Annotated in this window: 24 protein-coding genes; 16 read left to right on the plus strand and 8 right to left on the minus strand. The window is 59.7% G+C overall.

What is annotated here, in order from left to right; genetic code table 11:
• Nucleotides 1-103 precede the first annotated feature (103 nt).
• The 3 genes from QCE64_RS37005 (at nt 104) to QCE64_RS37015 (ending at nt 3,574) form a co-directional block, all read left to right on the plus strand.
• Complete coding sequence (locus QCE64_RS37005; RefSeq protein WP_310009374.1) at nt 104-718, plus strand: DUF4400 domain-containing protein; 615 nt, start codon at nt 104-106, stop codon at nt 716-718.
• A 278-nt stretch (nt 719-996) separates the two neighbouring features.
• On the plus strand, nt 997-1,833 hold the full coding sequence (locus tag QCE64_RS37010; protein ID WP_310009511.1) for an ATPase: 837 nt from the start codon (nt 997-999) through the stop codon (nt 1,831-1,833).
• Between the two features lie 16 nt (nt 1,834-1,849).
• Nucleotides 1,850-3,574 (plus strand): ATP-dependent helicase, encoded by a 1,725-nt coding sequence (locus tag QCE64_RS37015; protein WP_310009375.1) that lies wholly within the window; start codon nt 1,850-1,852, stop codon nt 3,572-3,574.
• 131 nt (nt 3,575-3,705) lie between these two features.
• Here QCE64_RS37015 and QCE64_RS37020 read toward each other — a convergent pair whose 3' ends face one another.
• Nucleotides 3,706-4,485, minus strand: coding sequence for a helix-turn-helix transcriptional regulator (locus tag QCE64_RS37020; protein ID WP_404988001.1), 780 nt, complete (start codon nt 4,483-4,485; stop codon nt 3,706-3,708).
• A 109-nt stretch (nt 4,486-4,594) separates the two neighbouring features.
• Between QCE64_RS37020 and QCE64_RS37025 the strand changes: the two genes are divergently transcribed.
• Nucleotides 4,595-5,674 (plus strand): zinc-binding dehydrogenase, encoded by a 1,080-nt coding sequence (locus QCE64_RS37025; RefSeq protein ID WP_310009376.1) that lies wholly within the window; start codon nt 4,595-4,597, stop codon nt 5,672-5,674.
• A gap of 301 nt (nt 5,675-5,975) precedes the next feature.
• Here QCE64_RS37025 and QCE64_RS37030 read toward each other — a convergent pair whose 3' ends face one another.
• Nucleotides 5,976-6,218 carry a hypothetical protein gene (locus QCE64_RS37030; RefSeq protein WP_310009377.1) on the minus strand — a complete coding sequence of 81 codons (243 nt, stop codon included), beginning with the start codon at nt 6,216-6,218 and terminating at the stop codon, nt 5,976-5,978.
• Between the two features lie 624 nt (nt 6,219-6,842).
• Here QCE64_RS37030 and QCE64_RS37035 point away from each other — a divergent pair.
• From QCE64_RS37035 to QCE64_RS37045, 3 genes are all read left to right on the plus strand, one after another.
• A complete protein-coding gene (locus tag QCE64_RS37035; protein ID WP_310009378.1) occupies nt 6,843-7,073 on the plus strand; it encodes a hypothetical protein in 231 nt (76 codons plus the stop codon).
• A complete protein-coding gene (locus QCE64_RS37040) occupies nt 7,070-7,387 on the plus strand; it encodes a hypothetical protein (protein WP_310009379.1) in 318 nt (105 codons plus the stop codon). Before QCE64_RS37035 ends, QCE64_RS37040 begins: the two co-directional genes overlap by 4 nt.
• An 815-nt stretch (nt 7,388-8,202) precedes the next feature.
• The gene (locus QCE64_RS37045; RefSeq protein WP_310009380.1) at nt 8,203-8,346 is read left to right on the plus strand and encodes a hypothetical protein; all 144 of its coding nucleotides are present in this window, start codon (nt 8,203-8,205) and stop codon (nt 8,344-8,346) included.
• Nucleotides 8,347-9,780: 1,434 nt separating this feature from the next.
• On the opposite strand, the gene QCE64_RS37050 is transcribed toward QCE64_RS37045, so the two are convergent.
• The 3 genes from QCE64_RS37050 to QCE64_RS37060 form a co-directional block, all read right to left on the minus strand.
• On the minus strand, nt 9,781-10,221 hold the full coding sequence (locus QCE64_RS37050) for a polymer-forming cytoskeletal protein (protein WP_310009381.1): 441 nt from the start codon (nt 10,219-10,221) through the stop codon (nt 9,781-9,783).
• 10 nt (nt 10,222-10,231) lie between these two features.
• A complete protein-coding gene (locus QCE64_RS37055; protein ID WP_310009382.1) occupies nt 10,232-11,083 on the minus strand; it encodes a hypothetical protein in 852 nt (283 codons plus the stop codon).
• A gap of 97 nt (nt 11,084-11,180) precedes the next feature.
• Nucleotides 11,181-11,780 carry a DUF1845 domain-containing protein gene (locus QCE64_RS37060; RefSeq protein ID WP_310009383.1) on the minus strand — a complete coding sequence of 200 codons (600 nt, stop codon included), beginning with the start codon at nt 11,778-11,780 and terminating at the stop codon, nt 11,181-11,183.
• Between the two features lie 672 nt (nt 11,781-12,452).
• On the opposite strand from QCE64_RS37060, the gene QCE64_RS37065 reads away from it, so the two are divergent.
• The 9 genes from QCE64_RS37065 (at nt 12,453) to QCE64_RS37105 (ending at nt 22,125) form a co-directional block, all read left to right on the plus strand.
• Nucleotides 12,453-12,719, plus strand: coding sequence for a hypothetical protein (locus QCE64_RS37065; protein WP_310009513.1), 267 nt, complete (start codon nt 12,453-12,455; stop codon nt 12,717-12,719).
• A complete protein-coding gene (locus tag QCE64_RS37070; RefSeq protein WP_310009384.1) occupies nt 12,716-13,996 on the plus strand; it encodes a hypothetical protein in 1,281 nt (426 codons plus the stop codon). Before QCE64_RS37065 ends, QCE64_RS37070 begins: the two co-directional genes overlap by 4 nt.
• A 168-nt stretch (nt 13,997-14,164) precedes the next feature.
• Nucleotides 14,165-14,647, plus strand: coding sequence for an NADAR family protein (locus tag QCE64_RS37075; protein ID WP_310009385.1), 483 nt, complete (start codon nt 14,165-14,167; stop codon nt 14,645-14,647).
• An 81-nt stretch (nt 14,648-14,728) separates the two neighbouring features.
• On the plus strand, nt 14,729-16,120 hold the full coding sequence (locus QCE64_RS37080) for a metallophosphatase family protein (protein ID WP_310009386.1): 1,392 nt from the start codon (nt 14,729-14,731) through the stop codon (nt 16,118-16,120).
• Between the two features lie 228 nt (nt 16,121-16,348).
• Nucleotides 16,349-16,876 carry a hypothetical protein gene (locus QCE64_RS37085; protein WP_310009387.1) on the plus strand — a complete coding sequence of 176 codons (528 nt, stop codon included), beginning with the start codon at nt 16,349-16,351 and terminating at the stop codon, nt 16,874-16,876.
• Nucleotides 16,876-19,197: an SMC family ATPase gene (locus QCE64_RS37090; protein WP_310009514.1), complete on the plus strand. Its 2,322-nt coding sequence runs from the start codon at nt 16,876-16,878 to the stop codon at nt 19,195-19,197. The genes QCE64_RS37085 and QCE64_RS37090 overlap by 1 nt, the downstream gene beginning before the upstream one ends.
• 306 nt (nt 19,198-19,503) lie before the next feature.
• A complete protein-coding gene (locus QCE64_RS37095) occupies nt 19,504-19,887 on the plus strand; it encodes a hypothetical protein (RefSeq protein ID WP_310009388.1) in 384 nt (127 codons plus the stop codon).
• Nucleotides 19,888-19,974: 87 nt separating this feature from the next.
• Nucleotides 19,975-20,160, plus strand: coding sequence for a hypothetical protein (locus tag QCE64_RS37100; protein ID WP_310009389.1), 186 nt, complete (start codon nt 19,975-19,977; stop codon nt 20,158-20,160).
• 267 nt (nt 20,161-20,427) lie between these two features.
• Complete coding sequence (locus QCE64_RS37105) at nt 20,428-22,125, plus strand: phage integrase family protein (protein WP_310009390.1); 1,698 nt, start codon at nt 20,428-20,430, stop codon at nt 22,123-22,125.
• A 7-nt stretch (nt 22,126-22,132) separates the two neighbouring features.
• On the opposite strand, the gene QCE64_RS37110 is transcribed toward QCE64_RS37105, so the two are convergent.
• The 3 genes from QCE64_RS37110 to QCE64_RS37120 form a co-directional block, all read right to left on the minus strand.
• Nucleotides 22,133-22,441 carry a hypothetical protein gene (locus QCE64_RS37110; RefSeq protein ID WP_310009391.1) on the minus strand — a complete coding sequence of 103 codons (309 nt, stop codon included), beginning with the start codon at nt 22,439-22,441 and terminating at the stop codon, nt 22,133-22,135.
• A gap of 61 nt (nt 22,442-22,502) precedes the next feature.
• On the minus strand, nt 22,503-24,569 hold the full coding sequence (locus QCE64_RS37115) for an integrase (protein WP_310009392.1): 2,067 nt from the start codon (nt 24,567-24,569) through the stop codon (nt 22,503-22,505).
• Nucleotides 24,562-25,722 (minus strand): hypothetical protein, encoded by a 1,161-nt coding sequence (locus QCE64_RS37120; RefSeq protein WP_310009393.1) that lies wholly within the window; start codon nt 25,720-25,722, stop codon nt 24,562-24,564. The genes QCE64_RS37115 and QCE64_RS37120 overlap by 8 nt, the downstream gene beginning before the upstream one ends.
• Nucleotides 25,723-26,032 lie beyond the last annotated feature (310 nt).

Below are 26,032 nucleotides of genomic sequence, written 5' to 3' on the forward strand. Positions count from 1 at the left end.
TGTTACGCGCTTGCGACGATCGCTGAAGGCCGCCCGGCACTCTTCTGGAGCGGCCTGGCCGCGGTCGTGGCGGTTCCCGTTCTCATGCTGGTGAAAGTCCTTCATGGCTAGCCGCTTCGGTTCGCACTTGAAGATCTGGTTCCTGCTGGTACCGGTGCTGGCCATCGTTGTGATGCCAGCGATCCCTGAACGCCGTTTGTTTGAGGTCCCGGAGGCCGAGACTGCCTCGCTGGTGTCGTCGGTGGGGGAAACTCGCGCTGATGCGGCCGTGCGCGGTGCGAACGAGACGTTCCGGCATGCATTCGTGGAAAGCGGGATCCTACATCGCACGCTGAACGCCTCAGGTAACGCTGGCGGCATGGATGACGGGGGATTTTCGACCTTTGCGCATACCTGGACAGAGAACTTCTGGTTACTTGTCTATCGGATGCTGTTCCGTGCAATGGTGATGAAGATGTGGATCGTAGGTACGTCGCTGTTTGCCTTCGGCATGTTTGTCGACGGTACCGCACGGAGAAAAATCAAAGCGTCCGCAGCCGGCTTCGTCAGTCCGCTTTCCTTCCACCTTGCCGGGCATGGTCTGCTACTCGTGACAGGCACGCTCTTTGTCGTTCTCGTTGTGCCGTTGCCGGTTTTAGCGGCATATTGGGTTGTCGTAGCCGCGCTGCTCGGTGCGCTTCTGTGGAAAACGGCGGAGTCGTTTCAGTCTTCTCGCTAGAAGGTAAGCGTAAGGTAGACGGCGGAAAGCTCGCAAAAAAGCACCTTCTTTTCAGCAGGGAAGCGCTAACACGTTAGCGGCTTCCCCGTTTTCGTTTGCAGCGTATGCGCTCGCAATCACGCAGTGCATCCCGTAGGCTATGAAAGCCGCTTCAAATAGTCGTCGATCCTCTCCTTTGAACAGGCCGTCCGCCGCAACAATTGCTGTATGGGCAGCGCGAACGCGGGCCTGTTCCAACTGACGCAACCGGCCGAAACGGCCAAAAACAGGAGAGGCGTATGAGCATTGTGGTCGAGAACGGGGAAGACAACCAGCTGGCACTCGTGGCGTTGGAGCCGGGCGCGCGCGATGCGCCGCTCACAATGGACGTCGCCGACGACGGCGAGTTGGAACGCGAGCTGACGCAAATGGAAGCCGACGCTGACCGGCTGCAGAAGGAAGGCGTGATCTCGACCGACGACGCGAACATGAAACGCGCCGAAGTGGCCCGAACCCGCAAGCTGTTCCGTGACCTGCCGGCGGCCGAGCGGATCGCCATTATCAAGCGTCGCCGAGAGATCGGCCGCCAGCTGCTCGATCGCCAACTCTCGGGCGCAGCGGTCGTTGCCGCGCGCGTGCGCTTGAACCACACGCGTCTCAAGCCGCTCTTCGAGCAATGGTGGCCCTACCTGAACCGCATGAGCATCAACATGCAGCGATTCGGTCAATCGACGTTCGGTGCGGAGGACAAAGATACAGTCAATACGTTCTTCGAGAAGCAACTCACCTCGATCGAAGGGTATGCCGACGAGCAGCTTCGTGTAGCCGAGGCCTACCGCCGGCAGAAAGAAGCGGAGCTGCGTGCGAACAAGGAATTCGTGTTCGAGCCGACGATCCCGATGCCGGCCATGGACATCGAGGTCGAGGCCTATTCGCGCTTCTCGATGCGCATGCTGACCGCCATCATGAAGTTCGACCGGGCGATGGACCATTTCGACTTCATGGTATGGAACGGCATTCGCGACCAGTCGGATGTCGATGATGAGACGGTGCGCTTCCTGAAGAAGGTCAATCCGCTCGGCGTGCGTGGCTACATGACGCACTTGCGCCTGATGACGACGGTACGCGGCCTGTAACGAGGACGAGGGCGACATGCTGGACGAGCTCAATCCCCAGCAACGAGAGGTCGCGCAGTTGCGTCAGCATTGCGTGGCGATTGCTTGCCCGGGCGCGGGCAAGACCAAGACAATAGCCACAAAAGCAGCGCTTCTGCTGCAGGACAGCGCCGCGATGGTCGGCGCGGTGACTTTTTCGAAGGATGCCGCAGTCGAATTGCGTGAGCGGATCTTGAAGGCCGCCGGCGGCTCGGTGAAGACGCGCCTGATCGCGGGAACGTTTCACTCGCTCGCCTACAAGCAGCTCAGGCGCCCCGGCGCCCGGCCGCTGGATATCGCCTCGGACGGCGATCGGCTGGGGCTGTTGATCCGTGTGATGCAGGAACTCGGGCGCGAGGCAAAGGCCGAAGACGTCATTCCGACGATCGAGAAGATCAAGACGAACTTTGGCCAATGTGATCCGAAAACGGATGATGGCGAGTTGTATCAGGCGTATCAAGACGCGCTTAGCCGCAACGGCAAGATCGACTTTCAGGACATGCTGCGCCTGGCCGTCGAAGGAATGGAGGCAGGCGCTATCCTGCCGTACCCCTTCGCGTATTTACTTGTCGACGAATTCCAGGATACCGATCCGCTTCAGTACCGCTGGATCGAGCTGCACGCGAAGGCGGGTTCGATCGTCACCGTCGTTGGAGACGACGATCAGAGCATCTACGCGTTTCGTGAAGCGCTTGGGTATCGCGGAATGGAGTCGTTCATCCAGGCGTTCGACGCGAAGCCGGTCGTGCTCGGCAGCAACTATCGGTGTCGTGCAGAGATTTTGTCGGCCGCGGATCTGGTCATCCGCAACAACGTGGATCGGATCGCAAAGACGCTGCGTGCGGAAAAGGGTTACGGCGGGAGTGTGCTGAGCTCGCGCCACCCCGACGAGTATGGGGAGGCCGTAGCTGCTGTCGAGGCATTCGGGCCACTGCTCGCGCGAGGCCAGTCGTGCGCGATCCTGGCCCGCACGAACCGCATCCTGGATCCGCTCGAAGCCGTGTGTCGATCGCACGGCATCAAGTACTACCGGGCGTCCGGCGCGTCGGTGCTCAGCCGGCCGGAAGGTGCGCTGATGTGCAATCTGCTCGAGATCGTGGAGCGCGTGAAGGAAACGGGGCTGGATGCGGTGCTTGCCCACCTGGGTCTGAGCGCTCAGCAGTTGCGGGCGCTGCATACAGATATGGGCGCCGCGCTTACGCAGAAGGGGCGAGCCGAGTTGGTGGCGTTGGGGTTGCCTGAGGATGTGGCCACCAACTACCGGGAATTCATGAAACGCTTGGCCGAGTGGCAGGGCCTATGCGAGCGGAAGTTCCACTCGCTGACGTTGTCCGGTGTGGCCGAATGGATGTTGAAGTATGCGAAGAAGGATTCAGCGATCCGTGCGATACAGGCGACGAACGAGGTGTTGTCGCGCCTGTCGGGCACGTTCGCCGAACGCCTGCTGTTCTTGCGGCAATCCAATAACGAGCCGACGCTGGGCGCGCTGATCCTCACCACGATGCATAGCTCGAAAGGATTGGAGTGGGACCACGTGTGGATTGCGCGCAGCGAAGAGACAGTTGTCCCAGACCCGAAGTCTGCCGAGTCCGAGGAGCGGCGGCTGTTCTATGTAGCAATGACGCGCGCGCGAGAGACGCTCATGATTTCCGGAACAGCCAGGAATTTTGAGTCCCGGTTCGTGGTCGAGGCGAAAGTTTCGGGGTTAGAAAGAACAGCCTGACACCCGCGGGAAAGTCGGCTCTGAATGGCAGTGGGATCAATCTCTAATCGTTTTGCGCCAGCTCTGGCCGTAGCTATACCGGAAATTCCTGCCCGCCGTCAGGCGGGTTTTTTCCGCCGTGGGGGAGCGATTCACGCGGGCGTGTAGATTGCGAGTTTCAACGCAGGGTCGTCGTTCGCCTGAAACGTCGCGTAGTCGTAGCGTTGCGTGCCGCGCTCCGGATGGGTCAGCACCTTCTGCCCGGAGGCGCCCCCACGAACGTCGTGCGCGCTCCACCATTTCGCGAACTCGGTGCTGTTCGCGCGCAGGCGTTCGACCAGTTCGACAAAGGCCGGATCGTCGGCATGAAGGTCATGCGTTGCGCGAAACAACGCGATCATGCGACGCGCCTCGCTGGTCCAGGTCGCGCCGAAAAGTCGGCGCGAGTCCGGTTCGATAAACATGAACACCAAAATGTTGCGGTCCGCTTCGGCAAGACGGTCGAAGCCGAGCAGATCGGCCGCTGCTCGATTCCAGGACAGCAAATCCCAACGCTTGCCCGTGACATACGCGGGAAGCTCGAGTGTCGCGATTAGATTCACGATGGGTCCTGGCACGCTCTCGCGAGTGAAGGGCTGCCGATCACCGCTGCGTGCCAATGCGCGCAGATGCGCCGCCTCGACTTTGCCAAGTCGCAGCGCGCGAGCCAGCGCTTGAAGCGTAGTATCCGACGGACTCACCGTGCGGCCTTGCTCAAGCCGTACATACCAGTCCACGCCGATGCCCGCGAGTTCCGCAACATCCTCGCGACGCAAACCGGGCGTGCGCCGCCGCCGCCCGTTATTGAGCCCCACCGATTCGGGACTAAGCTTCTCGCGCCGTGAGCGCAGAAAGTCGCCAAATTCCTTTCGGCTCGCTTTTGTCACGACCATCCTTTCTCCTCAAGCAGGTACGCGCGAATCCCAGGATAGTACTAGGCCTTGTTATCGATTTTACGCCTGCCAGAATGGTTTCTTCCGACCACTATCAAAGGAAATTCACGTGAAAGCAGCGATTTTGAAGACGCTCGGCGAGCCGCTTGCGGTTGAAGATATAGAGGATCCATCTTTGGGCACCGGCGAAGTGATCGTCGACGTCGTTGCCGCGCCAGTACTGTCGTATGCGCGGGAGGTGTTCAGCGGCGAGCGCCGCTACCCGATTGAATTGCCGATCGTCCCTGGCTGCGGGGCAATCGGACGTGTGCGTAGGTTCGGCCCCGACGCCACGCATCTCAAGATAGGCGACTGGGTTTTCTGCGACCCGACCGTCCGTTCACGCGACGACGCGCTCACGCCCGACATCACATTGCAGGGCTGGAGCGCACGCGGTGACGGCGGCCTGCAACTCGCGCGCCATTTTCACCACGGCCCGTTTGCCGAACAAATGCGCGTGCCAACCGAGAACGCCATTCGTATCGGTGAAATCGATCCCGCCGATGCCGCAAAATGGTGTGCGCTCAACACCATGCTGGTTCCGTACGGCGGGCTGCTTGCGTCGAATCTGCAGGCCGGCGAAACATTGCTTGTCAGCGGCGCAACTGGCAACTTCGGCAGCGCGTGCGTCGCCGTTGCCCTCGCAATGGGTGTGCGCTGCGTGGTCGCGCCGGGCCGCAATGAACGCGCGCTCGCAGATCTGCAAAGGCGATTCGGCGAACGCATCCGAACTGTGAAGCTGACTGGCGACGAGGACGACGATCGCGAGCGGATGCGTGCTGCTGCCGGAACCCCTGTCGACTGCGTAATGGATCTGCTGCCGCCATCTGCGACTACGAGGACGGTGCGCGCCGCAGTGATGGCCGTGCGGCCTTACGGACGTGTTGTGTTAATGGGCGGTGTCGGCATGCTCGGCGGTGACGGTCTCGATTTGCCTTACCCGTGGATCATGCGCAACGACATCACCGTGCGGGGCAAATGGATGTATCCGCCGGAAGCGGTCACGCTTATGACCGGGCTGATTCGTGGCGGTCTGCTCGATCTCAGTCACTTCAACGTGACGGCCTTCAAACTCGACGACGTGAACGAGGCCATCAGTCATGCTGCGGCGATTGGCGGTCCGTTCAGGATGACGGTGGTCCAACCATGAACGCGGCCTTTCTAGCGCTTCGGTCAGGGGAGGTCAGGGCACGCCGCGTTCTTTAAGAAAGCGGCCGACCCGATCGCGCTGGCGGATCCGACTGGTACGAAGTTCACGAGCTGCTACTGCGTGCATTTGCGACGCGAAATCTTATGCAGAGTGGCTGCGGACGGGCAGCTGTCGACAATGGCCACGTGCAACGCTGCGGGAACGGCCGCCTCTGAGAAAGTCGACTGACCGCTCGGCGTCGGGTCCAGCCAACCGCGTCGCGTCGCACGGCGCATTCTCAAACTCAAGGTTTGGCCCGTCTTCAGGATGGCCTTTTTTCATCGCGCTCAAGTTGCTCGATGCGCGCCGCTATGAGTCGGCGATGTTCGATCATGGCATTCAGCGTGCCTTGGAGTGTTATCAGCAGGTTGACGGCCATTTCGGTTTCATGGCCGTCTCGGCGGAGTTCGTCAACGAGTTCGCGTTGGCGCACGATTCGCGCGCGGGCTTGCTCGATGTCGATGTCCGCCTTGGCTAGATGCTGTTTCTCGTCGTCTAAGTTCATGTTTGCATTTCGTTTGATGCCGGGTAGAGAGCAAGATCTGAGCAAGAGGCCGGTGCGCGCGAAGATTGTCGCACCAACCGTTGACCAATACCCCGCAAGCGTCCCGTACGTACCACCACAAAGGTACGTAGCTTGTGCATACTTGCGCTCGCGCCGGTCGCCCGGCGTTTTGTGTACCTCGGAAATTCTTGGCCCGCCCTTACGCGGGCTTCTTTTCGCTTAAGCGATTCCTAAGGTGCCGCGCGCAGACTGCACGGTTGCGTCGCGTGAATCCCTGCGGCAACGGCTTGCTTGTTCATTTCATCCATCATGGGACTTATCCAATACTGCTCGACCTGCGGGGAGTCCTTCTTCTCTGATGACGAGCACCGCCCAGCCGGCGATCACTGTCCGGCCTGCGATTCACCGTCGGTGTTGGCCATTGCCGCGAGCATTCGATTCTCGCAGGCGGCCAACGATTCGAGCAATTTTGGAACTGAGACGCTTGGTGGTAACAGTCGCTTTGATTGAACGTGCTGAAGGCAGGCCGGCAGCGAGGGCAGCAGCCTGTTAGCCTTTTGGCCGCTCAGGCGGCAAATCGGGTTTGAGAGTCTGAAATCAATCGGTCGAATCGCGAACGCGCTCATGAAAACGCTCACCGCCGAAGGCACCGACGTCCGCGAGGTGCTCGTGCGCCCGGTGCTTCGAAACGTCTACCAAATCGAATTCCACCAGCCTCGCGGAATCTTCACCGTAGTCCTGGTAGGGTTCCCACAGGCCTTGTGGCTGGCTGAGCAAATCCGGCCTGGCGCCGATGTCAGGCTTGTGCCCGCTGCAGACGTTTCCTTTAATGTCGGCTCGTCGATACGAGCATGATCGTTGCTGCAACGGACTGTGCGACCGGGGCGAGTCGCGATCTGCACGGTGCCACAGTGAAGGAATCAGACGTCTTGTTTTTGATCGAGTCGCTCAAGCGGCGGATAGGTACTTCGTCTGAATGGACGAGCATGCAACTGCGCAATGAGGTTATGTGGATCACCGATCAAGCCGAACGATTGTTAAAGCCAACGAAGGAGTTGCACTACGGTGTGTTGCTTGTGCGCTCCACGGCGCTTGCGGGTAGGCCCTTGGCGGCGTTGCAGCGGCTAGAACGGGTAATGATTGATCTCGTTGCGGCCAGGGATCAATAGTTGAGGTGGGATGGCTCGACTTATGCTGGACAGACTCGTTCGCGACTAGGAGGGCACAATGTACTCGATGCCGCCATTTTTCGTAGAAATAAGTCCGGAGCATACTGCCGGCGACGGATGGACCGCCGTTGCCCATTTTTCCCGCAGTAGCGACTACAAACGGCATGCGGAATTACCGAAGGTTTCCTTGCAGACTCACATGGCAGAAGCAAGTAGGGGCGCGGCCGAACGTGCCGCGACGCAATGGGCGCGTGCCTTTGTGTGTTCGAGCAGCGCTGTGCTGGAGTCAGCCCTGCGTTTAGCTGAGGACCGTTGAGCCGCGCAAGTACGACTCGCGGGCTGGTAAAAAGCGGAGTGCTGCATCCGGCCTGATGTGCTTAGCAAGAAACACGGCTTCGCACTGCGTTTGAGCATACGCAAGTGCGACGCCGGCCGTCCCAGGGAACTCCACTTGCCAGCCGCCATTACTGGCGGGCCGAATGATGACCTCGGCACTGTCAACCCCTTCTGCCGTAATCATGACGCGCTCACTGGTTTCAATCTGAAGCCAAGTATGCAGCTATTTTTTTGCTCATCAACCGTCGCCGACATATCCCACTCATGCGAGCCGCAGCCGCAAAGGCCGCGAGCGCGCTGGACAGGCCGTCGTCTCCTGCTGCTGTCGGCGTACGAAACGGTTGCCGCTTCTCTGCGATCGATGCCGTCAACGCCTCGCAAAGTTCGCGCGACGCGGCGTACCTAACACCCGCCTGTTTTTCTTTATAACGCTCCCGCTAGGCATGCGTAGTGTTCCTTTTGCGAAAACGGAGCATTCCATGGATTCCCGCGACCTTCTGGTCCTTGTTGCTGGTCTTCGTCGCACTCTTGAACAAGGTCAGAACATGCCGCTCAATGACGGAATTCGAGCAGTTGTCGATTTCATAGACCAGATGTCGGACAACGTACGCATCACGCAGTAGGTAGCGAACGAACTCCTATAGGCGCGGGTCAAGACGCAGGCCGGTAAGCCGTTGATGCCACTCGAAAGGTTAAAGACGCTTCTGCCAGCGCGCCATGTATGGGGTACGGCCGACAACCGAGGCTGCGACGAAGCGCAATGACACAGTGCAGCCAAGCAACATTCGTCTATTGCATCGAAGCTTGCGCATGAGCCTAAAAATACTCAACGCCCAATGTTGGCGGGAGATCTTTCAGTCCGCGATTTTCCTACTATTCGGGTTAAAGAGGTATTTTAATATGATGTTTTTCATCGCCGAGGGCCGATACCAGAGCCCCCGTTCTGGTACCCGGTGTCTGGCTGCGCACAGAGTCAACAAACCGGCGCGGGCGCCCGCGGCAGGAATGCCGCGGGCACTTTTTCTGAAGGTGGATTAGATGCTGATGGTTGAAGAACGATAGAAGCGTCTGGCGTCTGGCGTCTGGCGTCTGGCGTCTGGCGTCTCGGCGCCAGACGTCTGCAATTGATCGCGAGATAGCGATTTGCCGGCGAGCAATTGACGCAGCGCATGACGAACTTGCGCGGGTTCGCGCGTCTGGAGGCGACAGCAGATTGGGAGCGGGACATCGACAGGCTGGTAACTCGGATAAGGCTGTTGGCGCGGCTGAAAGCAATGGGTACGCGGTAAGCGCGGTAACCTAACGAATTGAGTTCCTTGCCGTAGCGCGCGCATTTTTTCACTGGGGTGTATTAGCGACATGCCATGGCGGACGAGTCAGCGATTTTCGACTACTTCAGAAAGAGACTCGCTAAATTTCGATCGGCTGTCACTGGACATTGCGCCGCCTATTCATGAGATCCGCAAGGCGCGAACAGAGCTTTACGACGTTCTGATCATGCTTGGCTTTGCGATAGTCGCGTTGGGGATGCCGGCTGTCCTACTGATGTTCTGGTTGTTTGGAACGTAGAACAGGGTGCGGCTTTCCATATCGATCCACGCGCAAAGAAAAAGGGCACGGAGGATAGAACCGCCTGAGAGATACGCCATCTCTAGGGCGGCCGGCTGGAATCGAGTCGCTGATCCTCTTCGCATCTCCATGTGACGGAGAAAAAAGCCCGCACGCGGCGGGCTGGAATCCATATCCGTCGGAGACATGGAGGAGACGACTTAAGTATAAACCCCCATTTTGTTGTTCGCAATGCGCCGACTTGAACGACCATCCCGGTGCTGACGCATGGATTTTAATGCGCGTATCCGTCGGCATTGCGTGACTAGCCGCCGTCTGCCAAGCCTTCAACATGCAGAAGCATCTGCCCTCGAAGGCGGCTTCGTGCGACACAGCGTCCCAGGTTTCGGCACGGAAATCGAAGATTAGTTCGTGAGTGAACCCATGCCGATGTCCGTGTGAGATTGAGGAATAATGGATTTTCCCAATAAATGAATTCCGGCCAGACGTCAGCCCATCGCTAAGACAATTTCAGTAACGTTCGACGAATCACGCGATCCGGCAACCGGGACGCTGGCAACTGAGCCTTGCTCCTCGACGGGCTCGCTTTCGACCGTCGGCACGCGCGCCACTCGCTTAAGCGAACCGTCGAGCGCTGCGCGCGGCCCAAGCCGGATCGTGCCGTAGTAGTAGATGTCGCCCGTCACCTGACCGTTGATTTCGAGCGAGCCTCGCGCGTGGACATCGCCGGCGACGCGGCCATCGATGCGGACATGTTCACCTTGGGCGTTTCCCTTGACGAAGCCACCTTCGCCGATATGCAGCAGAGCTTGCGTCGAAATGATCCCGCCATCGAGCAGGCCAAAGCACGACACGCCGTGATCCACCACGATCTGGCCAGTGATCGCGCAGCCCGGAGAAATCAGTGTGATGTTGAGTTCATTTTTCATAGTCGGTGCCTCAAAACATTTGCACTTCGTTGGAGCCTGCGCGTCTGGCAGACGCCGGCTTCTTGTTCGACGTAGCGGGCGCGGCGTCGCTCCCGCCGGATTGGTCATCGCGAGCGCGCTGGGTGTGATGCTTGGAACCGTGCTGGCGCGCGGGGACGTCGATTGACGGCGCGGCGCGATCGATGACCGACGGCGGCGCTGCTTGTGTGGAATTCGTTGTCGCCATTGTTGCGGGCGCCTGAACCGGCGCGGACGCTTGCGCGAGGTTAGTTGGTGCGGTGGCGGCCTGACGAGCGCCGTTGAGCTCGTGATGTGTCTGGCGGATCGGAGACGCGGCCGCAAGCGCTGACTCGTTGGAGCTAGCCGCTGCCGCTTTCGCTGCGGGCGCGATGGCCGTCGGCGCATGCAACGAATCGCGGAACTGATCGGCGGTCAAGCCGATTTCCGGTGCTCCGAGGTCGCTGGCGCTCAGCGGGGGAGCGCCTACGGTGGGTTGTGCAGGTGATGCGTGGATGGGTCGAACGGCAGGTTCACTTTTGGGGATTGGCTGAATTCCCTTCTCCCGGGCTCGCGCTTTAACTTCCTCTCTGTTAGGTTGCGAGGCCGAATTGGTCCCGACAGCGTGATAGATGCGCCCGGCGCCAACGCCGGCCAGCGCAATCAGCACGGCGATTGCGACCGGCTTCGTGCAACGACGCAGCAACGGACGGGTTCGGCTCAGGCGCGACGTCAGTCGGGACGCGCCTGTGTCAGCTTCGACCGACACCGGCGCAGGCAATGCCGCAATCTGCCGAGGCAGATCGATTGTCATCGCGTCGGGTGCGTACTTCGCATGCAGTCGTTGGATCTCGCGCAGTTCCATGGCGTGTCTCCAGTTGATGTGTTTGACCGGGCGGTGCTCAGCCGCAGCTATCCGGCGCGGCCGGAACCCAAGTCGCGCGCGCATCGGCCTGAGGGGATCAATGCTTTTCGTTCGCGTCCGGAAGTAGGACACCTTCCGGCGCAAAGCGGTCGTTATCGGGCATGCACAGGAAGGGGATCTGTTTGATTCGTGCCTCGGCGGCTTCCAGCGCGGCTTGACGCGTCTGGGCGGATATGGATCGCAGCATCAGCGCTTCCATCGTCTTGAGAAAGAGCTGGTCGTACATCGACAGCAGACGCACAAGCCTGCCGGACATAGCGTGTTTGATTTCCAGCGTTACCATCTCAGGATGCGCGGGCGCTCGCCTTCCGGGTAGCTTGTTCGCCCACTCAAGCGCTTTCTTGAAGAATGCTTCAGCGGTTCTGAACTCCGCTTCGATCGCATGCAGCTTCCCGCCGCGCGCCACCGTCATTTTCGCCGCAGCGAAGTTGAAGTCGGAGCGCAGAAATTCGCGTGCGAACAGCGAGTAGTACGGGAGCTCCGTTTGAGCTAGCGTCTCGGCGTGGATTCGCGCAAGCCGACTGTCGCTGGTCAGTCGGTGCAAAGGGCGCAGCCCACTTGTCTCCCCACTTTCGCTGCTCGGACGCTTGGACTTTCTTGGGTCTTCCGCGGGCGTTTCCATGTCGATGACAGCCATAATCGTGTGCTCGGTTCTGTGTTCTCTCTTACACAAGATTCTCATTGATTGAGAAAGAACCAAATCGGCGAAAGCTATGCAAATTTCGCGAGCTTTCATCCACACACAGCCGCTCACAATCTGGATACTCGCCTCTATCCCCTGCGTCCCTGGCGCATCGACATCGACTCCAAGCCCGGAGTCCATCTCTTTTCTCCAAGCCGTGCCCGCCTCGCGCGTCGCGCATGCTCCGACCAGGTAGCAACTGGTGTGGATTCTTCCCTTGTGCTGAGTGTGCTCGCTACACACTCCCCATTTTCAGCCGTGATACTCGAACCTGGCCTGCATTCATTTGCGCCGGTACATCGTTCGAACCCCTCGGGTGTTCTCTCTTCAGAGCCTGATCTGGGCAGAACGATCGAAGTTGGCTGATCCGTGAGACCTGCGGCGGAAGTATTTCCGAAAAGGGCTGTTGCGCGGCGTGACCATGCTGCGCGAGAACGACTTTACGTTCTCTGTTTGAGCGCCCCGGATTTCCGGGCGCTCCCTGCACGCCACGTCCCCAGAAGGGGCGTGGCGCGTAGGTCTTCTCCTCTATCGATCGCACGAAGCTCGCTCCCTCACCGGAGCGGGCTTTTTTTTCGTCCGTCGCATCCTGCGACCGGAGCTTTCTCAACGGAGGTGCTGTTCATGCTGTTGCCCGACCGCCTCAACCTGCGCATTGCCGAGGCCATCAAACGTCAAATCGATCACGAGCGCGAGCAGGCGGATACCACGTCCGCTGACTGGCGCGCGCGCTGCGAGGTGGCTCGCGTCGCGATGTTCAGCGATAGCGAGCGATCCGACTTCATTCAGCATGTGAGCGAACGTCGCGGCAGTGCGGCGGCCCGGGAGATGCAAACTCAGGCCGAGACGCCGCGGACCAACGCCATTTTTTTTCTTGCAAGGAAACCATCATGAACGCTGTGGTCCAGACGTTTGGTCAAGCGCCGCGCAGTCTCGTCGAAGAGCGGGCGATCCGTCCGCCCACTATCGGCAAGATCCGGCCCGGTATCAAGGTTTTGACGCGCGCGCATCAGTCCAACGAGCAGGCCGTCAAACTCTACAACGAGAGGGTGGCCGCGGGAGAGTCGTTCGAAGCGATCGGCAAGCTGCTCGAAACGACGCTCGGTCTTCGCAATGCGCTTATCCCCAAGAACGTGCCGTACTTCGTCTGCAGACGGTCCGACTTCTCGAATCCGGACACGGCCGACGACATCATGCGGCTCTACGGTGAGGATCGTGGGCAGGGCGTGAAGCTGTATCGCTTCCCGGTCATGTTTGCCTTCGATGACTGGCTGCGCAACGTGCCTAACCAGATGGCGGCCTACATTACCTCGGGGCGGCAGTACTTCTCGGAGTACGACCGCGACGGCAAGCGATACTGCAAGACCTACGCACCAGTCGAAAGAGACTCGCGCGCGCAGCGTGCGCGCCGCTCATTCGGTGGACGCCTCGTGGTGCATCGGCAGGACGATGACATCCCCGACGGCATCTGCGATCCGCATGTCTGTCCGCAATACCAGGAACGCAAATGCAACCTGACCGCGAACTTGGTGTTTGCGGTGCCGGATGTGAAAGGCCTCGGCCTGATCGAGCTGCGGACGATCTCGATCTACGTGCTGCAGAAGGCGTACTCTGCGATGCAGATCGTGGCGCTCGCGCGCGGTCGGCTGAGAGGCACGCGCTTCTGGCTCTCGAAGCGAGAGTTCGACATCACGCGCATTGACGATGACGGCCAACCGGTTCGGCGCAAGCAGATGCTGACGGTACTCGAAGCGGATATCGACCTGGGCGCATTGCTGGATGGCGCTGAAGGCGGGCAGCCGGCATTGGAGGCCGCGAGCCGTGCTGTTGCGCTCATCGAAGCTGGTGGCGCGATCGACGCGTTATCGGTGCCGATGGCAGCAACGGAGCCGGATCCGGTCGTCGGCAGCGACGATGAGCACTTCGATCCGGATGAAACGCTCGATGACAAACGTCATCGAATGTCCGACCTGCTGCACCGTCTGGGGCTCAGTCAACCGGGTCGCCAGCGCGGGTTTCGGATGTACGCACACCACATGTACGGGCGCGGATGGATCGAACGTGTGGCGGATGTCGACGCGATGAACGCGCGTCTCACGATCGCACTCGGGGAGCCGGCTTCGCTTGATGTTGAAATCCAGGACGCTGTCGCCGAAGCGGCATACGTCTGACCATGACCAGTCCCCTCGGGGACTGGTCTCCCTCTTTCTGCAACGCATGACGCGTGAGAACATTTCAGCAAGACTCACTTGCTCAAGTGTTTTCGACCGCGCTGCATACGCGCATCGAATCAGTCCGCTTCGGCGGCCCATCTACTTGTTCACGCGGAGGAGTCTCCGATGCGTCGAGTTGGCAATTTCACGCTGTTCTTTAGCGCAGAGGACGCTTTCAGCAACTGGCATCCGTGCCGCTTCTCCTATCACGATGTCGATTTCAGCAGCGTCGAGCAGTTCATGATGTTCTCGAAAGCCAAGTTGTTCGGCGATGAGGACATTGCGCAACTGGTGATCGCCACGCATCTGCCGAAGGAACAAAAGGCGCTGGGCCGAAAGGTCAAGGGCTTCGACCTCAACATGTGGGTAGCCAAGCGCGAATCGATCGTCTATGTCGGATGCCGCGAAAAGTTCGCGCAGCACCCTGGCCTGCGATCGCTCTTGCTCGCGACCGCACCCACGGAACTTGTCGAGGCCAGTCCGTACGACACGGTCTGGGGCGTTGGCCTGGGTGAACGCCATCCGGACGTAACGGACAAGACGAAGTGGCGCGGCAAGAATCTGCTGGGCATTGCGCTGATGAAAGTCCGCGACACACTTACCTCCTAATCCTTTCTCTATGCGCCTGTGGGGCGCGATCACACCAACTGGCTACCCTCGGGTGGCCATTTTTATTTTCCAGGAGGCGACATGAAAATCGCTCACTTTTCTGACCTGCATTACGCCCCCGGCAACCTCGAGGAGGCGGATCGTTGCTTCGGTTTTGCGGCCGACCGCGCGGTACTCGAACACGCGAATGTCGCGGTGATCTCCGGTGACGCAACGGACCATCGGCTCGACGCTCATGCGCCGTCCCTGAATCGCCTGGCGCGACGCATCAACGGTCTGAGCGGAAGCATGCCGGTGCTGATGTTGCAGGGCACCTTTTCTCACGAGCCGCCGGGCCTGCTGCGCAACTTCGAGTTGATGGCAGGCACGCACGAAATCTACGTGGCCGACCGTGTTCAGCAGGCGTGTCTTCGAGGCAGTCGCTTCTATGCGTCCGCTGGACCCGTGTTTTCCGATGCGGAGCTGGGCGAGGTGATCGAGATGGGGGCTGATGTGGTCTTCACATGCCTGCCGACGATCAATAAGGGGCAGCTTGCGATCGCGGTCGGTGCCAAAGACGCGGCGACCGGACTCGAGGCGGTGCTGGCCGACTACCTCGCATCGGCTGGACGGATCAACGAGCAGCTTCGTTCGGCGGGGATCCGCACGGTCGGTGTTTCGCACGGCACGGTCAATGGATGCACGACTGAGCACGGCGTGACGATGGCCGGCTTCGATCACGAGTTCTCCCTGGGCGGTCTGTTCGACGCGGCATGTGACGCGTTCATGCTTGGGCACATCCACAAGGCGCAACAGTGGGAGCGTGCCGGCCGGCTGGTCGCATATCCCGGTTCCATCGGGCGGTTCCATTATGGTGAAGAAGGCGACAAGGGCTTTCTGATGTGGGATGTGCAGATCGGCGACACGCGAGCGGAGCTCATCGCCACGCCGGCGCGAGAGACAGTCTGTATCGACTTCGACGGGCCTCCGGACATGCAACGTCTTGCATCGTTGGCACTGAATGCGACCGACAAGTTCGTCCGCATTCGTTGGCAGGTGGACGAAGAGCATCGCCAGAGCGTCGATCGCGATGCCATCGCGGCGCTGTTCGCCGGCGCGGCCGAGCTGAAGGTTGAAGCTCGCATACTGCCGGTCGTACGTTCGCGTGCTCAGGGCATCAGTCTTGAGGTCACGATCGATCGAAAGATCGAGCGGTGGGCTGAACATGCGGATGTCGCGGCTGGCCCGTTGCTCGAGCGCTTCCAGCTTCTGGAAAGCGGCGATGCCGAGACGATCGCGGCTCGTGTGCTGGCGGATCTGATGCAGGCTGAAAAGCTCGTTGCAGAGCCGGCGGCTCAAGCACCGATCCCGATGCTCAGCACGAACGATGTCGAAGACTTGACGTTGCCGGATGCGACGGTCGAAATCGTCGCGTCAGCAGAGTCCGATTCGCCACAGCTTTCGTGGCTTGATGATGATCTGTTTGCGGCGTAGGTGTCGCACCGGGTCATGCGCGAGGGAGGCCAGTACGGCTCCTTCGCCTCGAACATGCAAGCCGTGTTCCGATAGCTCTTGTGAGCTGTCGAAACAGAGGTTTCACCGCGTCTTTGGCGCATCGATTCAGTAGTGGCGGCACCTTTCTCTAGCAGTTCATTTCTTTCTACCCTGGCGGGGCGCGATCCCCTCCGGGTACGCACTCCGTCCTATCTCATGGAGTGCATCATGTTTGGTCTTTATCCTGCAGGTCCCGAATGGGTCCGCGCGTTCGCGCTTGGCGACTGCGCCGCGGGCGACGTACAGAAGGCACTGGTGGATTGCGCAGGCTTCACGATCGCGATCCAGCATCAGCCGTTTGGCCAGCATCGCGGCGCGGTCCTCGCTCAGTTTGGTCAGATGTTGTTGTTGCTCGCAACCACGCCGGGTACCGCAGAAGTGGCAGTTACTCCGACCGTGCAGATGCAGCATCTGCTCTGGTCGTATCAGCAGGGCTATGCGAGCCAGTGGTCTGCGGCTGAAATCCGCAGCATCACCGGGTACAGCGGCTGGCCCGAGCTGCTGACGAACGCCCGGCGCGAATTCAGCAGGGCATGTGACTACGTTTCGTCAGCAATGGACGGGACGCTGCGAGTCCCGGAGCGCGTCGCGGTGGCAACGGAGCTCAACACCTCGTTTCCCGACGATGAGGACGATGCCTTCTATGCTGAGATGGCGGCAGTGGCCGCTTCCCTGGCGGTTGGACGGGGTACGTGATGCGACCTTTAAAACTCACCTTGGAAGGCTTCGTCGGCGTTCGCGATGGCATAAAGCGAGACAGCATCACGCTTGATCTCGAGTCGTTGCCGGAAGGGCTGATCGCGTTGACCGGTCCGAACGGGGCTGGGAAGACGACGATCATGGACAACCTCCATCCGTATCCGATCATGCCCTCACGCGCCTCGAAGTTGTCGGTCGACGCGTTCTCGTATTGGGATCATGTGTGTGGATCGAATGCGCTGAAGGAACTGGAATGGGAGCACGATGGCATTCGCTACCGTTCGTCGTTCACCTTCCGCAAGCCCGGGAAGACTGGCAAGGCGGAATACTACCTGGCCTATCGCGGCGTCGATGGCACGTGGCGCCCGGTGTCGCTCCCTGACGGGACCGTGTCGGACGGCAAGGCGGAGACATACAACCGCTGCGTCGAAGCGATCAACGGTTCTCTCGAGACGTTTTTCACCAGCGTCTTCTCGGCACAGAATCGTCGGCCTCTTGCGTCATACGGCGCCGGAGAGATCAAGACGCTGCTTGCGGAGCTACTCGGCATCGAACATCTCAAGGGTTTGTCCGCGAAAGCGGCAGAGGTCGCCAAGCTTCTCGGCAAATCGCTGGACGGCGTTCAGGCGGAGCTGAGCTCGCTTGCCGGCAAGCGCAATCGCAAGGCGGAGGTCGAGCAATCGATTCGCATGCAGGACGGGCAGCTGCACACGGCGCGCGATCAACGTGAGGCGGCACTTGAGCATGCCGGTAAGTTGACCCAGGAGCGCGCCACGCTCGCGGCAAAACAGAGCGAGTCGGCAATCGTCGAAGCGCGCCTGCGCGAGCTGGGCGTGCGGCGCGACGAGCTGACAAAGTTGTCGCAAACGGCGGCTGAGGACGAACGTGCAGCAGTCGCACGCGTTCAGCAACGCGTTCTCGCTTTCAATCGTACGATCGCCACGCATCAGGCGACGCTCGCGCGACGAGACGCGATTTTGGGCGCGGCCGCGGCACGCGAGGCTGCCGAACTGGGCATCGCCCGGGAGGTAGCCAAGGCTGAGCCTCTGCAGCGCGCCATAGCTGAGCTTGAGGTAAAGCAGGCGACGCTTGGAGCACTCAACGCATCGATCTCCGGCTTGATGAGCGAGGGCGCCGCGAAGCGATCGCATCTGGATGTACTGACCAAGCAGGCTGCGGTGGTCGACCAGGTTCCTTGCGTCGGGCATGCCATACACGCTCAATGCTCACTGCTCACGCAGGCGCTTCTGGCGCTCGAGCAGGCGGGTGTCCAACGAATCGCGGTGGAAGATCTTCGTGAGAAGTATCGCGAAAAGAAGCGGCAGTCGGAGGAGCTTTCCCTGATTCCCGCGGAACTCGCGGCGAAGCGTGTAGAGATGCTGGCTGTGACGGAAGCGGTCGCAACGCTCCGCCGGACGCTGCAGGTCGCGACAGAACTGGCGGCAAGCAAACCGCTGCTTGATGCGGCGAGCACCGGGCTGGAAGCTGCACGGGCGGAAGTCCATGCGATCACAGAAGAAGCGGCCGCGCGAGCAGCGAAATACGAGTCTGAGAAGACTCGTTTGACTGCTGAGCTGGCGCGTATCGCTGACGAAGTGACGCGCCTGGGCGTCGTCGATGTGACGGCTGCCATTTCGAAGCTGGATCGTGACCTTGTCGCGAATCGTGAGGCGATCGCGGCGCTCGACGGAGGGATCGAAGCATTGATCCGGTCGCAGAGTGTGCTTCAGGCGCAAGCTGCGGCGTTGCTCGCTGATTTGGAGGGGTTTTCCGCGACGCAGTCTCGCGCGGACCGCCTCTCCGATGAGATCGCGCGGTGGAGGCTGCTGGCAAAGGGCCTCGGCAATGACGGTGTGATCGCTCTCACCATCGATGATGCTGGACCCGCGCTGACGCATACCGTCAACGAGCTCCTGCTCGCGTGTTACGGGATGCGCTTCACCGTCGAGATTCGCACTCAGCGAGCGCTCGCCAGCGGTGAGTTGCGAGAGGGCTTCGAGATCCTCGTCCACGACGCTGACTCCGACAGCAGCAAGTCGGTGTCGGTGATGTCGGGTGGACAGAAAGTGTGGATCAACGAATGCCTCACGCGTGGCATTGCGCTTTACTTGGCGCAGAACACCGGTCAGCCGTACCAGACCCTGTTCAGCGATGAGTCGGACGGGCCGCTGGATTCGCAGCGCAAAGTGCAATTCATGAGCATGAAGCGCGAGGTTCTTCGGCAGGGCGGTTATGGGCGGGAGTTCTTCATTTCGCAAACGCCCGAGCTTGTCGCGGAAGCAGACGCAGTCATCGACGTCCAGGCGCTCGCCGCTTGATTTTCAACCCTTGTGGGGCGTGCCCCACACGGGGCATGTCCTGTCTCTTCGATCTATTCAGTGCGCCCGTCGGGCGCGAATCCATCCCTATGGCAAACCTTTTCATGCTGCTGCTCGCCGCAGCGGGCAGTCCGTCTCATTCGATGTCGACTGAGCACCGGCCGCCGGCGCAACACGCGGCGTCCGCCGCAGCCCAGTCGTAGCCACCGCGTGCGCCGGCCTTCCGCCGCACCTCTGCATTCGATTCCGGCCGCCTGCGTCGCATCTGACAGGCGCTCATCTCACAAACTATCCAGGGAGCTTTCTATGGCTTATTCATGTACCGATTTCGTCGACGATGTGCTTGACGACATGGTGATTCGGCGCTGGATCAGACCTGAGCAGTATGGGCCTGACGACCCTGAAGCACAGTGCAACGCAGTTGTGGGAGCGATCGGCGATGCGGACGTGTCGTTGCATCTCGCCGCAGATGCGAAGCAATTTCACGCGGAGTTGATCGATTCTGTCGACGCGCTCAGCGACATCGCCGAGCAGTACGGCGCGCTGGCGCTTGCGAATGTCGTCTATCTGCAGGCGGCCGTTTTGAAGGGCGGTTTTATCGAACTGTCACGAGAGCAGGCCGAGACCTTCGCCTTCGTCAGAGAACTGCCCTCAGGCAGTCGCTGGTGGAGACACGTGAAGGTGACTTAGACGAGCGCACGCTGTTCGCTCATTTCTTACTACCCCTGCGGGCAAGCGACCCGTAGGGGTCGCTCCGCGAAAACTGTGGAGCAGCACATGTTTCAAGCAGCGAAAATCGGCGCATTGCCAGAACAGTTCGTCAGCCTGGACGCGGCAATCAACTATATCGCCGGCACGCCAACCGACGCCTCCGAAGTTCGCCCCTGGGTCCGGAACATCGAAACCCAGACCTTTGTCATCATCGGCGGCAGAGTGCAGCCGCGCGCCGAGGAACGACAATGAACCCGCCGTGGCTCGAGCAGTATGCGAATGGCACGAGGGTCGGCTTCTCGCAGGCCTACATGGCTTACGCCGAGTAACCGTAACCTTCGAAGCTGTTACATGGCGATCCGAGGCTAAGGCAAGGTTTCCAGCGAGGTAGTTTTCGCATGGCGGACCGCTATTTCAATAAGATCGATTATCGAAAGGCCGCCGTTGGTGATGCGGGGTAGGCAAGGATAGCAACCGTGGCATAGTGTGTGGAACCGCGGCACGCGTCGGGAGGCGAACGTGAAGCAGTCCCATCGCATCGATCAACACCGACAAACTTATGTCGGGTTTCCCGACCACGCTTCCCTCGCAGCACTGCGCGCGTGGTGCGAGGGCCTTTCCGCGCGCGCGGCCGTCGAGCGCTATTTGTCGCACCGGCGAATCCAGCCGCAATCGTCTCGTGGCATGCTTGGCCGGATCAGGCGCCGCTTGATCGATATCGCCCAAGCAAATGGACGAGACGATCTTGCCGCTGTTTTCCGCGATCGGAACACAGTCTACGCACGACGGGGGATGCCCGTTCATCGGGCAATCGAGACGTTGCGGGAGTTGCAGGACCGCGAGCCACAAATCAGCGACGATCTCAGTCTATGGCTGGCGCCGCGAGCGAGTCTGGCATTGAAACGAATGGGTGTCACGACGTTCGCCGAACTGACATTGCGCGTACCTCGCCGTCTTCGCTGGTGGAGTGAGATGGTGGGGATTGGCCCCGCGTCAGCACACAGCATCGAAGCGTTCTTTTCGCGTTACCCGTCATTGACCGATTCGGCACGCCGGCTGGTGGAACGATCACAACCGACTCGGCGCGTTGTTTGGCGTGATGTCATGGTCGCGCGCAGTCGAGATGGTTCGAAGGGTCGGTATCGCGCGCCCGGGGCGAGGTGCCTGCTCAGTGTCACGACGGATCGCGAGGCGATCGAAGCGTGGCTATCCTTGCACGAACCCGCCACAACATCGCGGACGTATCGAAAGGAAGCCGAGCGGCTTTTACTCTGGGCTAGCGTTGAGCGCAAGCGAGCGCTTTCATCATTGAACACCAGCGACGCCATTGCCTACCGAACGTTCCTGCGCGCTCCTGAGCCTCGAGATCAATGGATCGGTCCACGGCAAACTCGTCTATCTAATGCGTGGTGTCCGTTCTTCGGACGTTTAAGTCCCTCATCTGTTGCCTATGCATTATCGGTGCTCTCAGCCATGTTTCGATGGCTGGTCGAGCAACAATACGTGGTTGCCAATCCGTTCGCCGGCGTGAACGCTGGCTCCGCGCGTGAAACCGCTTCCATATGCGTGCGATCGCTTCATGACGAGGAATGGCAATTCGCCCGGCAGGTTGCCAATGACCTGTCGACGCAACATGGCTGGTCGCTCGAAGCAGCTCAGCGGCTGCGATTCATTCTCGACTTTCAGCTGGCGACCGGTCTGCGTGCGAACGAGTTGATTCACGCGCGGATCGGCGACGTTATCTTCGGCAACGCCGCAGACATCTGGCTTCGCGTGGTGGGGAAGGGGCGCCGCACCGCACGGGTCGCTTTGCCTCCTCTTGCCATGCACGCCCTTCAAACCTATCTTCATCAGCGAGGGCTGCACGCTGACCCGCGCCGTTGCAGTCGGAACCTACCACTTGTGTCCGCACTCGGTCAGGATCATTCGGTGAGTATTTCCGGGACGCGGCTCCGCGCCGTGCTGAAGCGATTCTTTCGCCTTGTCGCCGAACAAATCCGACCGATGGATTCCGTTGTCGCTCGCAAACTCGAGCAAGCCAGCCCACATTGGATTCGACACACTCATGCGACCCGCGCGCTCGCCCGTGGCGTCGAACTGCGCAGCGTTCGCGACAACCTTCGCCATGCCTCGATCGCGACGACCTCACGCTATGTGCATGGCGATGAACGGCTGCGCATGCAGCAAGTGAGCATCGCGTTCGCCGCCGAGGGTTGAGCCCGAGTCACTGGGATACTTTTTTCAGACGAACGGTGAGCTGTTCGTTTTCTTTGGCCAAGCGCAGGTTGATCGACTGCGATTTCACCAGATCCCGTTTCAGTTGCTTGATCGCTTGGCGTGCTTCTTTGAGCTTGCGTTGAAGCACGTCGGTACTGTCTGGAAGCGGCTTCGTCTGGTGTCTACTCGTCTTAACATGAAGTGCGCGCACACGTTCAGCGATGTCTGGATATCGGTTGTGTACCGTCGCATTGCTTAACCCGGCTTCTCGCGCAACAGCGGCGATGCTAATCCGTTCACTGGTGTCGGACTGCATCCTGCCAAGTTGCAATCGGCGAAGTGCGAGTTCTAGGCGACGACGGGTCGGGCTCTTGCGCTCAGCTCGCACAACGTACCTTTTTGGGAAGTTTGAAGGGCGGTACTTCGGCACCAAGATCTGCAAGTACACGTTCGGCCTTACGCAGATGATCGACACTGCGTTCACGTGACGGTCTTCCAAGGTCCGTGCATTGCAGCACGTCAATCTGCTGTTGCCGGATCCCTTTCCAGATCTCAATATGAGTTGAATCGATCACGCCTTCACCGCACGATGTACATCTCACCGCATCATAGAGCCCCTGACCTCCGCAACTATCGCCGCTTGCCATACACCATGAATGCCCGGTTCCTCGGATGAAGACACTTTCGCCAAGTTTGCGGCAGAAGTCGCGCATGTCGCGAACGGCCTTAACTTCGCCCCGGCTACGGAAGGCCATGATGCGTTGGCCACCCCCGCCCGAGAGGTCACTGTGCGGATGCATCCAGTTTTGAATGATCATGCTTTGCAGTTCATCACGCTCCGTCATGATGTCGCTAATAAGTGTGCGATCTGCGCCGCTGTCATACCGGGCGTAGTACAGGGTCATGTCGAGTGACCAATGCTTGAAGTGCTCGCGCAGATACCGGATGTCGCCGAGCACGTGCCGGGCGACATAGACTGCAAAGGTTCGCCTGAACTCGTGCGGAGTGAGCGGCCATGGCTCCCCAGGTCGAATCCGGTCTCGTTTGATCACGCCGTCCATGTCCTGCTGCTCGACGATCATGTTTGCCACCTTGCTGAACGTTTTCAAGCTATATCGGGCACTCTTATTTCCTATAACAGAAATACTTCCATACTCCGGGTTATATATGGCCATCAAAGCGTTGCGATTCCGGCGAGCCCGTTCAAGCTTGACTTGAATCTTCGCGCGGGACTGCTCATCGAGGTCACGTGCCTTCGCTGCGCGCTCCAAGATTTTGATCCGTTCGTCTCCCCGCGCACGTTCGGGCTCGCCACACCGAGTTGCTACGGCAACCGCTTTTCCAACAATCTCAGGCACCATCCACTCAGCCGGCTGCGGTTCATGCTCGAGCTTGTATGTCGTTCCACGGAGCCAGACGAACGTCTCACCGTCGAATCCTTTTCTTTTAACGAAACATCCAACTTCGAGCGACGCGAGTTCCGAGTCCCGCATGCCTGAGAAAGCAGCGCATACGATGTAGCAGGCGGTCCTCAGATGGAGGAGGACGGCCGTTACCTCAAGCCGTTGCTTATAACCATGCGCGGCAAGCAGTCGTCGCTCCTCCGGCGAACTTCGATGGTTCGCCTTGCGATGAAGGTATTCAGCTTCAGTGGCATATACACTTGAGAACCCTTTTGGGTAGGTCTTACGGTGAGCCGCTTTGACCTGGGCCAACTTGCGAGTTGCGTGCACCGCCAGCTGGTCACGCAAGGTCAAGAGTGAATCCGCGCGATTTTCAATGTAGTCAAGCGCTGTACGCACTAGCCTGCTCATCAGCCGCTGAGGAATGACTTCTGTTCTCGCCTGCCTCCAGCTTTGCAGTCGCGGTTGGCGGCCGCCCCGGGCAAGACGTGTCGTGCCGCCATTTTGATATTTCCACGGGTATTCCGGGATGCGATCAACGAGGTAATCGCCAAGTTCGTAGTAGCTTGTGATCGTGCCGAGAATGCTAGCAGCTGTTCCAGGCTGCAGTGTTCCAACCAGGCTTGACGCAAAGCGAGCACAGTGCTCGGGCGTCAGCTCACTGAAGGCCGTCAGGTCCTCATCTGTCATCCACGCAAGCAGTTTTTTGATCTGATTCCAGTTACCTATGAGCGTACCTGCCAATACGGGTCTGCCACGCTGTCCACTGCCTACACGCCATCGCGTGTACAAGAAGCGTTTCGCCGATGCGATCAGCCGCGCGTAAGAGGGATCCGTGAGCCGACCGCCTTTATTGGGCTTGGAAGAAAACACGATCCGAACGCCCGTCGAATTTTTTTGTGCGACATATGGCGCGAGATTCCATACGTCGTCTCCATAGCGGGAAATGATCGTGTTGCCTTGCCGACTGACGATGACCTCATTCAGTTCGTCATCGTTGACTGAAGCCAAGTCTACAAGATGATGGGTCGGGTTAGCCATGGTTTTGCACAAGAAGCATCGATCGATCGCGCCACATCGGGTGAGGGTCGACGAACGCTTTTTCCTTCGCCTGCTGCATGACTGCAGCTGGGAAGCGGGGCGCAATGACCCGGTCGATTTCCCTGATCACCCATCCGTAGACCTTCTGCCATTGACTCCTGCCGATTAGATTTCTTTCCTTCACCAGCAACCAGTAGAAACTGTACATACGGTAAAGGTCGCTCTCCATTACTACCTGATTGGGGCACCGGAAGCAGTGAAGGAAGGCCGAGCATGCAGTGTGGCCGTCTTTGGGTGCATACCGCCCATCGAGTGGCGAGGAGCATCGGCCGACACCTGTATTGTTCTCCCCCGCGACGATGCGTTTCGCTTCGTCGCGGGCGACGTGCATTTCCTTTGCCAGTCGCGCTAGCGTTGGCGCATCCCTTGCGGTCCCGCGCAAGTCTATTTCCAGACATTTGGTGAGGAAGTGATGGTTGCGAACCATCTCGGGTGTCACAGCCAGGTAATGGGTATCCGTGACATCCGGTCGGTTGCCGAGCAGGTTCGCAGTCGTGGCAACGTCGCCCCCGGTTAAATGCCATACCCGAGATGCAAACGTCTTCCGTAGGCGCATGACAGACACTGCGAGTGGGACTTGGCCACCTGCCCGTTCGTCTGCGTCGTCGACGAGCAGTTGATGTCGCCCGACGAACCGTTTGATGGACGTGGAAAGGACTTTTTGGGAGAACACCGACAAAGCGCCGAAGCGTGCCAAATGGTGAGAGCGACGATACAACCACAGGTAGTTGCGCAGCTCTGGTGGAGCGAGGACGACCAGTTCGTGAGTGAGGTCCAGCACATCGCGTATAAGGGCGCTTGTGTCTGCAGCAAGTACGCTGATCTCTTCGACCTTGTGGGGTTTGCCAATCGACAGCGTCAAGATGCTGTTGCCGCGGCGCTTATAGGTAGTCAGCAGCGAATGCGTCTGCGGTTTCAGAGGATGAGGCCGCACGGCATCGCGTGTCATCTCAAAGAGGGAAGTTGGATTCCGGCCGGTTCTGGCTGCAACGAGAAGGAAGTACACAAGCAACCGATCGGCTTCATTCCCAGAAAAGAACCCGGCCCGGATCGATCGGAGGTCATTTGCTAGCGCACCCAGGAGTGCCTGCATCTCTTCTTTGGTGTACGGCGGAGGTGGCTTGCAAGCGCGTAGAGCGTTTGGAAACGGCTGTCGCGGGAAGCAGTCCCTTCGAAGCTCGCCCGTCGCAACACATTGCATGAGCATCGTTTTTAGGCCTCCGTATAGCGATCGTGCAGTTAGCGGAGACAGTCGCCCAGTCTTCGTTTTGGCGGGTCGACTTTTTAGCCAGTCAACGAAAGCCTCCAGCAAGTGACGATCGATATCCGATATGCGGTGCAAAGGATGACATGAGCCCATGGTTGAGTCGAGGAAATCGAACCATCCTGTTACACTGCTCCAG

Origin of the sequence: Caballeronia sp. LZ043 (genome assembly GCF_031451075.1) — a bacterium.
GTDB lineage: Bacteria > Pseudomonadota > Gammaproteobacteria > Burkholderiales > Burkholderiaceae > Caballeronia.

What these genes read in the sequence shown, in the direction of transcription:
- QCE64_RS37005 (WP_310009374.1), top strand. Translation starts at nt 104, where the DNA reads ATGGCTAGCCGCTTCGGTTCGCACTTGAAGATCTGGTTCCTGCTGGTA.
- QCE64_RS37010 (WP_310009511.1), top strand. Translation starts at nt 997, where the DNA reads ATGAGCATTGTGGTCGAGAACGGGGAAGACAACCAGCTGGCACTCGTG.
- QCE64_RS37015 (WP_310009375.1), top strand. Translation starts at nt 1,850, where the DNA reads ATGCTGGACGAGCTCAATCCCCAGCAACGAGAGGTCGCGCAGTTGCGT.
- QCE64_RS37020 (WP_404988001.1), bottom strand. Translation starts at nt 4,485, where the DNA reads ATGGTCGTGACAAAAGCGAGCCGAAAGGAATTTGGCGACTTTCTGCGC.
- QCE64_RS37030 (WP_310009377.1), bottom strand. Translation starts at nt 6,218, where the DNA reads ATGAACTTAGACGACGAGAAACAGCATCTAGCCAAGGCGGACATCGAC.
- QCE64_RS37035 (WP_310009378.1), top strand. Translation starts at nt 6,843, where the DNA reads ATGAAAACGCTCACCGCCGAAGGCACCGACGTCCGCGAGGTGCTCGTG.
- QCE64_RS37040 (WP_310009379.1), top strand. Translation starts at nt 7,070, where the DNA reads ATGATCGTTGCTGCAACGGACTGTGCGACCGGGGCGAGTCGCGATCTG.
- QCE64_RS37045 (WP_310009380.1), top strand. Translation starts at nt 8,203, where the DNA reads ATGGATTCCCGCGACCTTCTGGTCCTTGTTGCTGGTCTTCGTCGCACT.
- QCE64_RS37050 (WP_310009381.1), bottom strand. Translation starts at nt 10,221, where the DNA reads ATGAAAAATGAACTCAACATCACACTGATTTCTCCGGGCTGCGCGATC.
- QCE64_RS37055 (WP_310009382.1), bottom strand. Translation starts at nt 11,083, where the DNA reads ATGGAACTGCGCGAGATCCAACGACTGCATGCGAAGTACGCACCCGAC.
- QCE64_RS37060 (WP_310009383.1), bottom strand. Translation starts at nt 11,780, where the DNA reads ATGGCTGTCATCGACATGGAAACGCCCGCGGAAGACCCAAGAAAGTCC.
- QCE64_RS37070 (WP_310009384.1), top strand. Translation starts at nt 12,716, where the DNA reads ATGAACGCTGTGGTCCAGACGTTTGGTCAAGCGCCGCGCAGTCTCGTC.
- QCE64_RS37075 (WP_310009385.1), top strand. Translation starts at nt 14,165, where the DNA reads ATGCGTCGAGTTGGCAATTTCACGCTGTTCTTTAGCGCAGAGGACGCT.
- QCE64_RS37080 (WP_310009386.1), top strand. Translation starts at nt 14,729, where the DNA reads ATGAAAATCGCTCACTTTTCTGACCTGCATTACGCCCCCGGCAACCTC.
- QCE64_RS37085 (WP_310009387.1), top strand. Translation starts at nt 16,349, where the DNA reads ATGTTTGGTCTTTATCCTGCAGGTCCCGAATGGGTCCGCGCGTTCGCG.
- QCE64_RS37090 (WP_310009514.1), top strand. Translation starts at nt 16,876, where the DNA reads ATGCGACCTTTAAAACTCACCTTGGAAGGCTTCGTCGGCGTTCGCGAT.
- QCE64_RS37095 (WP_310009388.1), top strand. Translation starts at nt 19,504, where the DNA reads ATGGCTTATTCATGTACCGATTTCGTCGACGATGTGCTTGACGACATG.
- QCE64_RS37100 (WP_310009389.1), top strand. Translation starts at nt 19,975, where the DNA reads ATGTTTCAAGCAGCGAAAATCGGCGCATTGCCAGAACAGTTCGTCAGC.
- QCE64_RS37110 (WP_310009391.1), bottom strand. Translation starts at nt 22,441, where the DNA reads ATGCAGTCCGACACCAGTGAACGGATTAGCATCGCCGCTGTTGCGCGA.
- QCE64_RS37115 (WP_310009392.1), bottom strand. Translation starts at nt 24,569, where the DNA reads ATGGCTAACCCGACCCATCATCTTGTAGACTTGGCTTCAGTCAACGAT.
- QCE64_RS37120 (WP_310009393.1), bottom strand. Translation starts at nt 25,722, where the DNA reads ATGCAGGCACTCCTGGGTGCGCTAGCAAATGACCTCCGATCGATCCGG.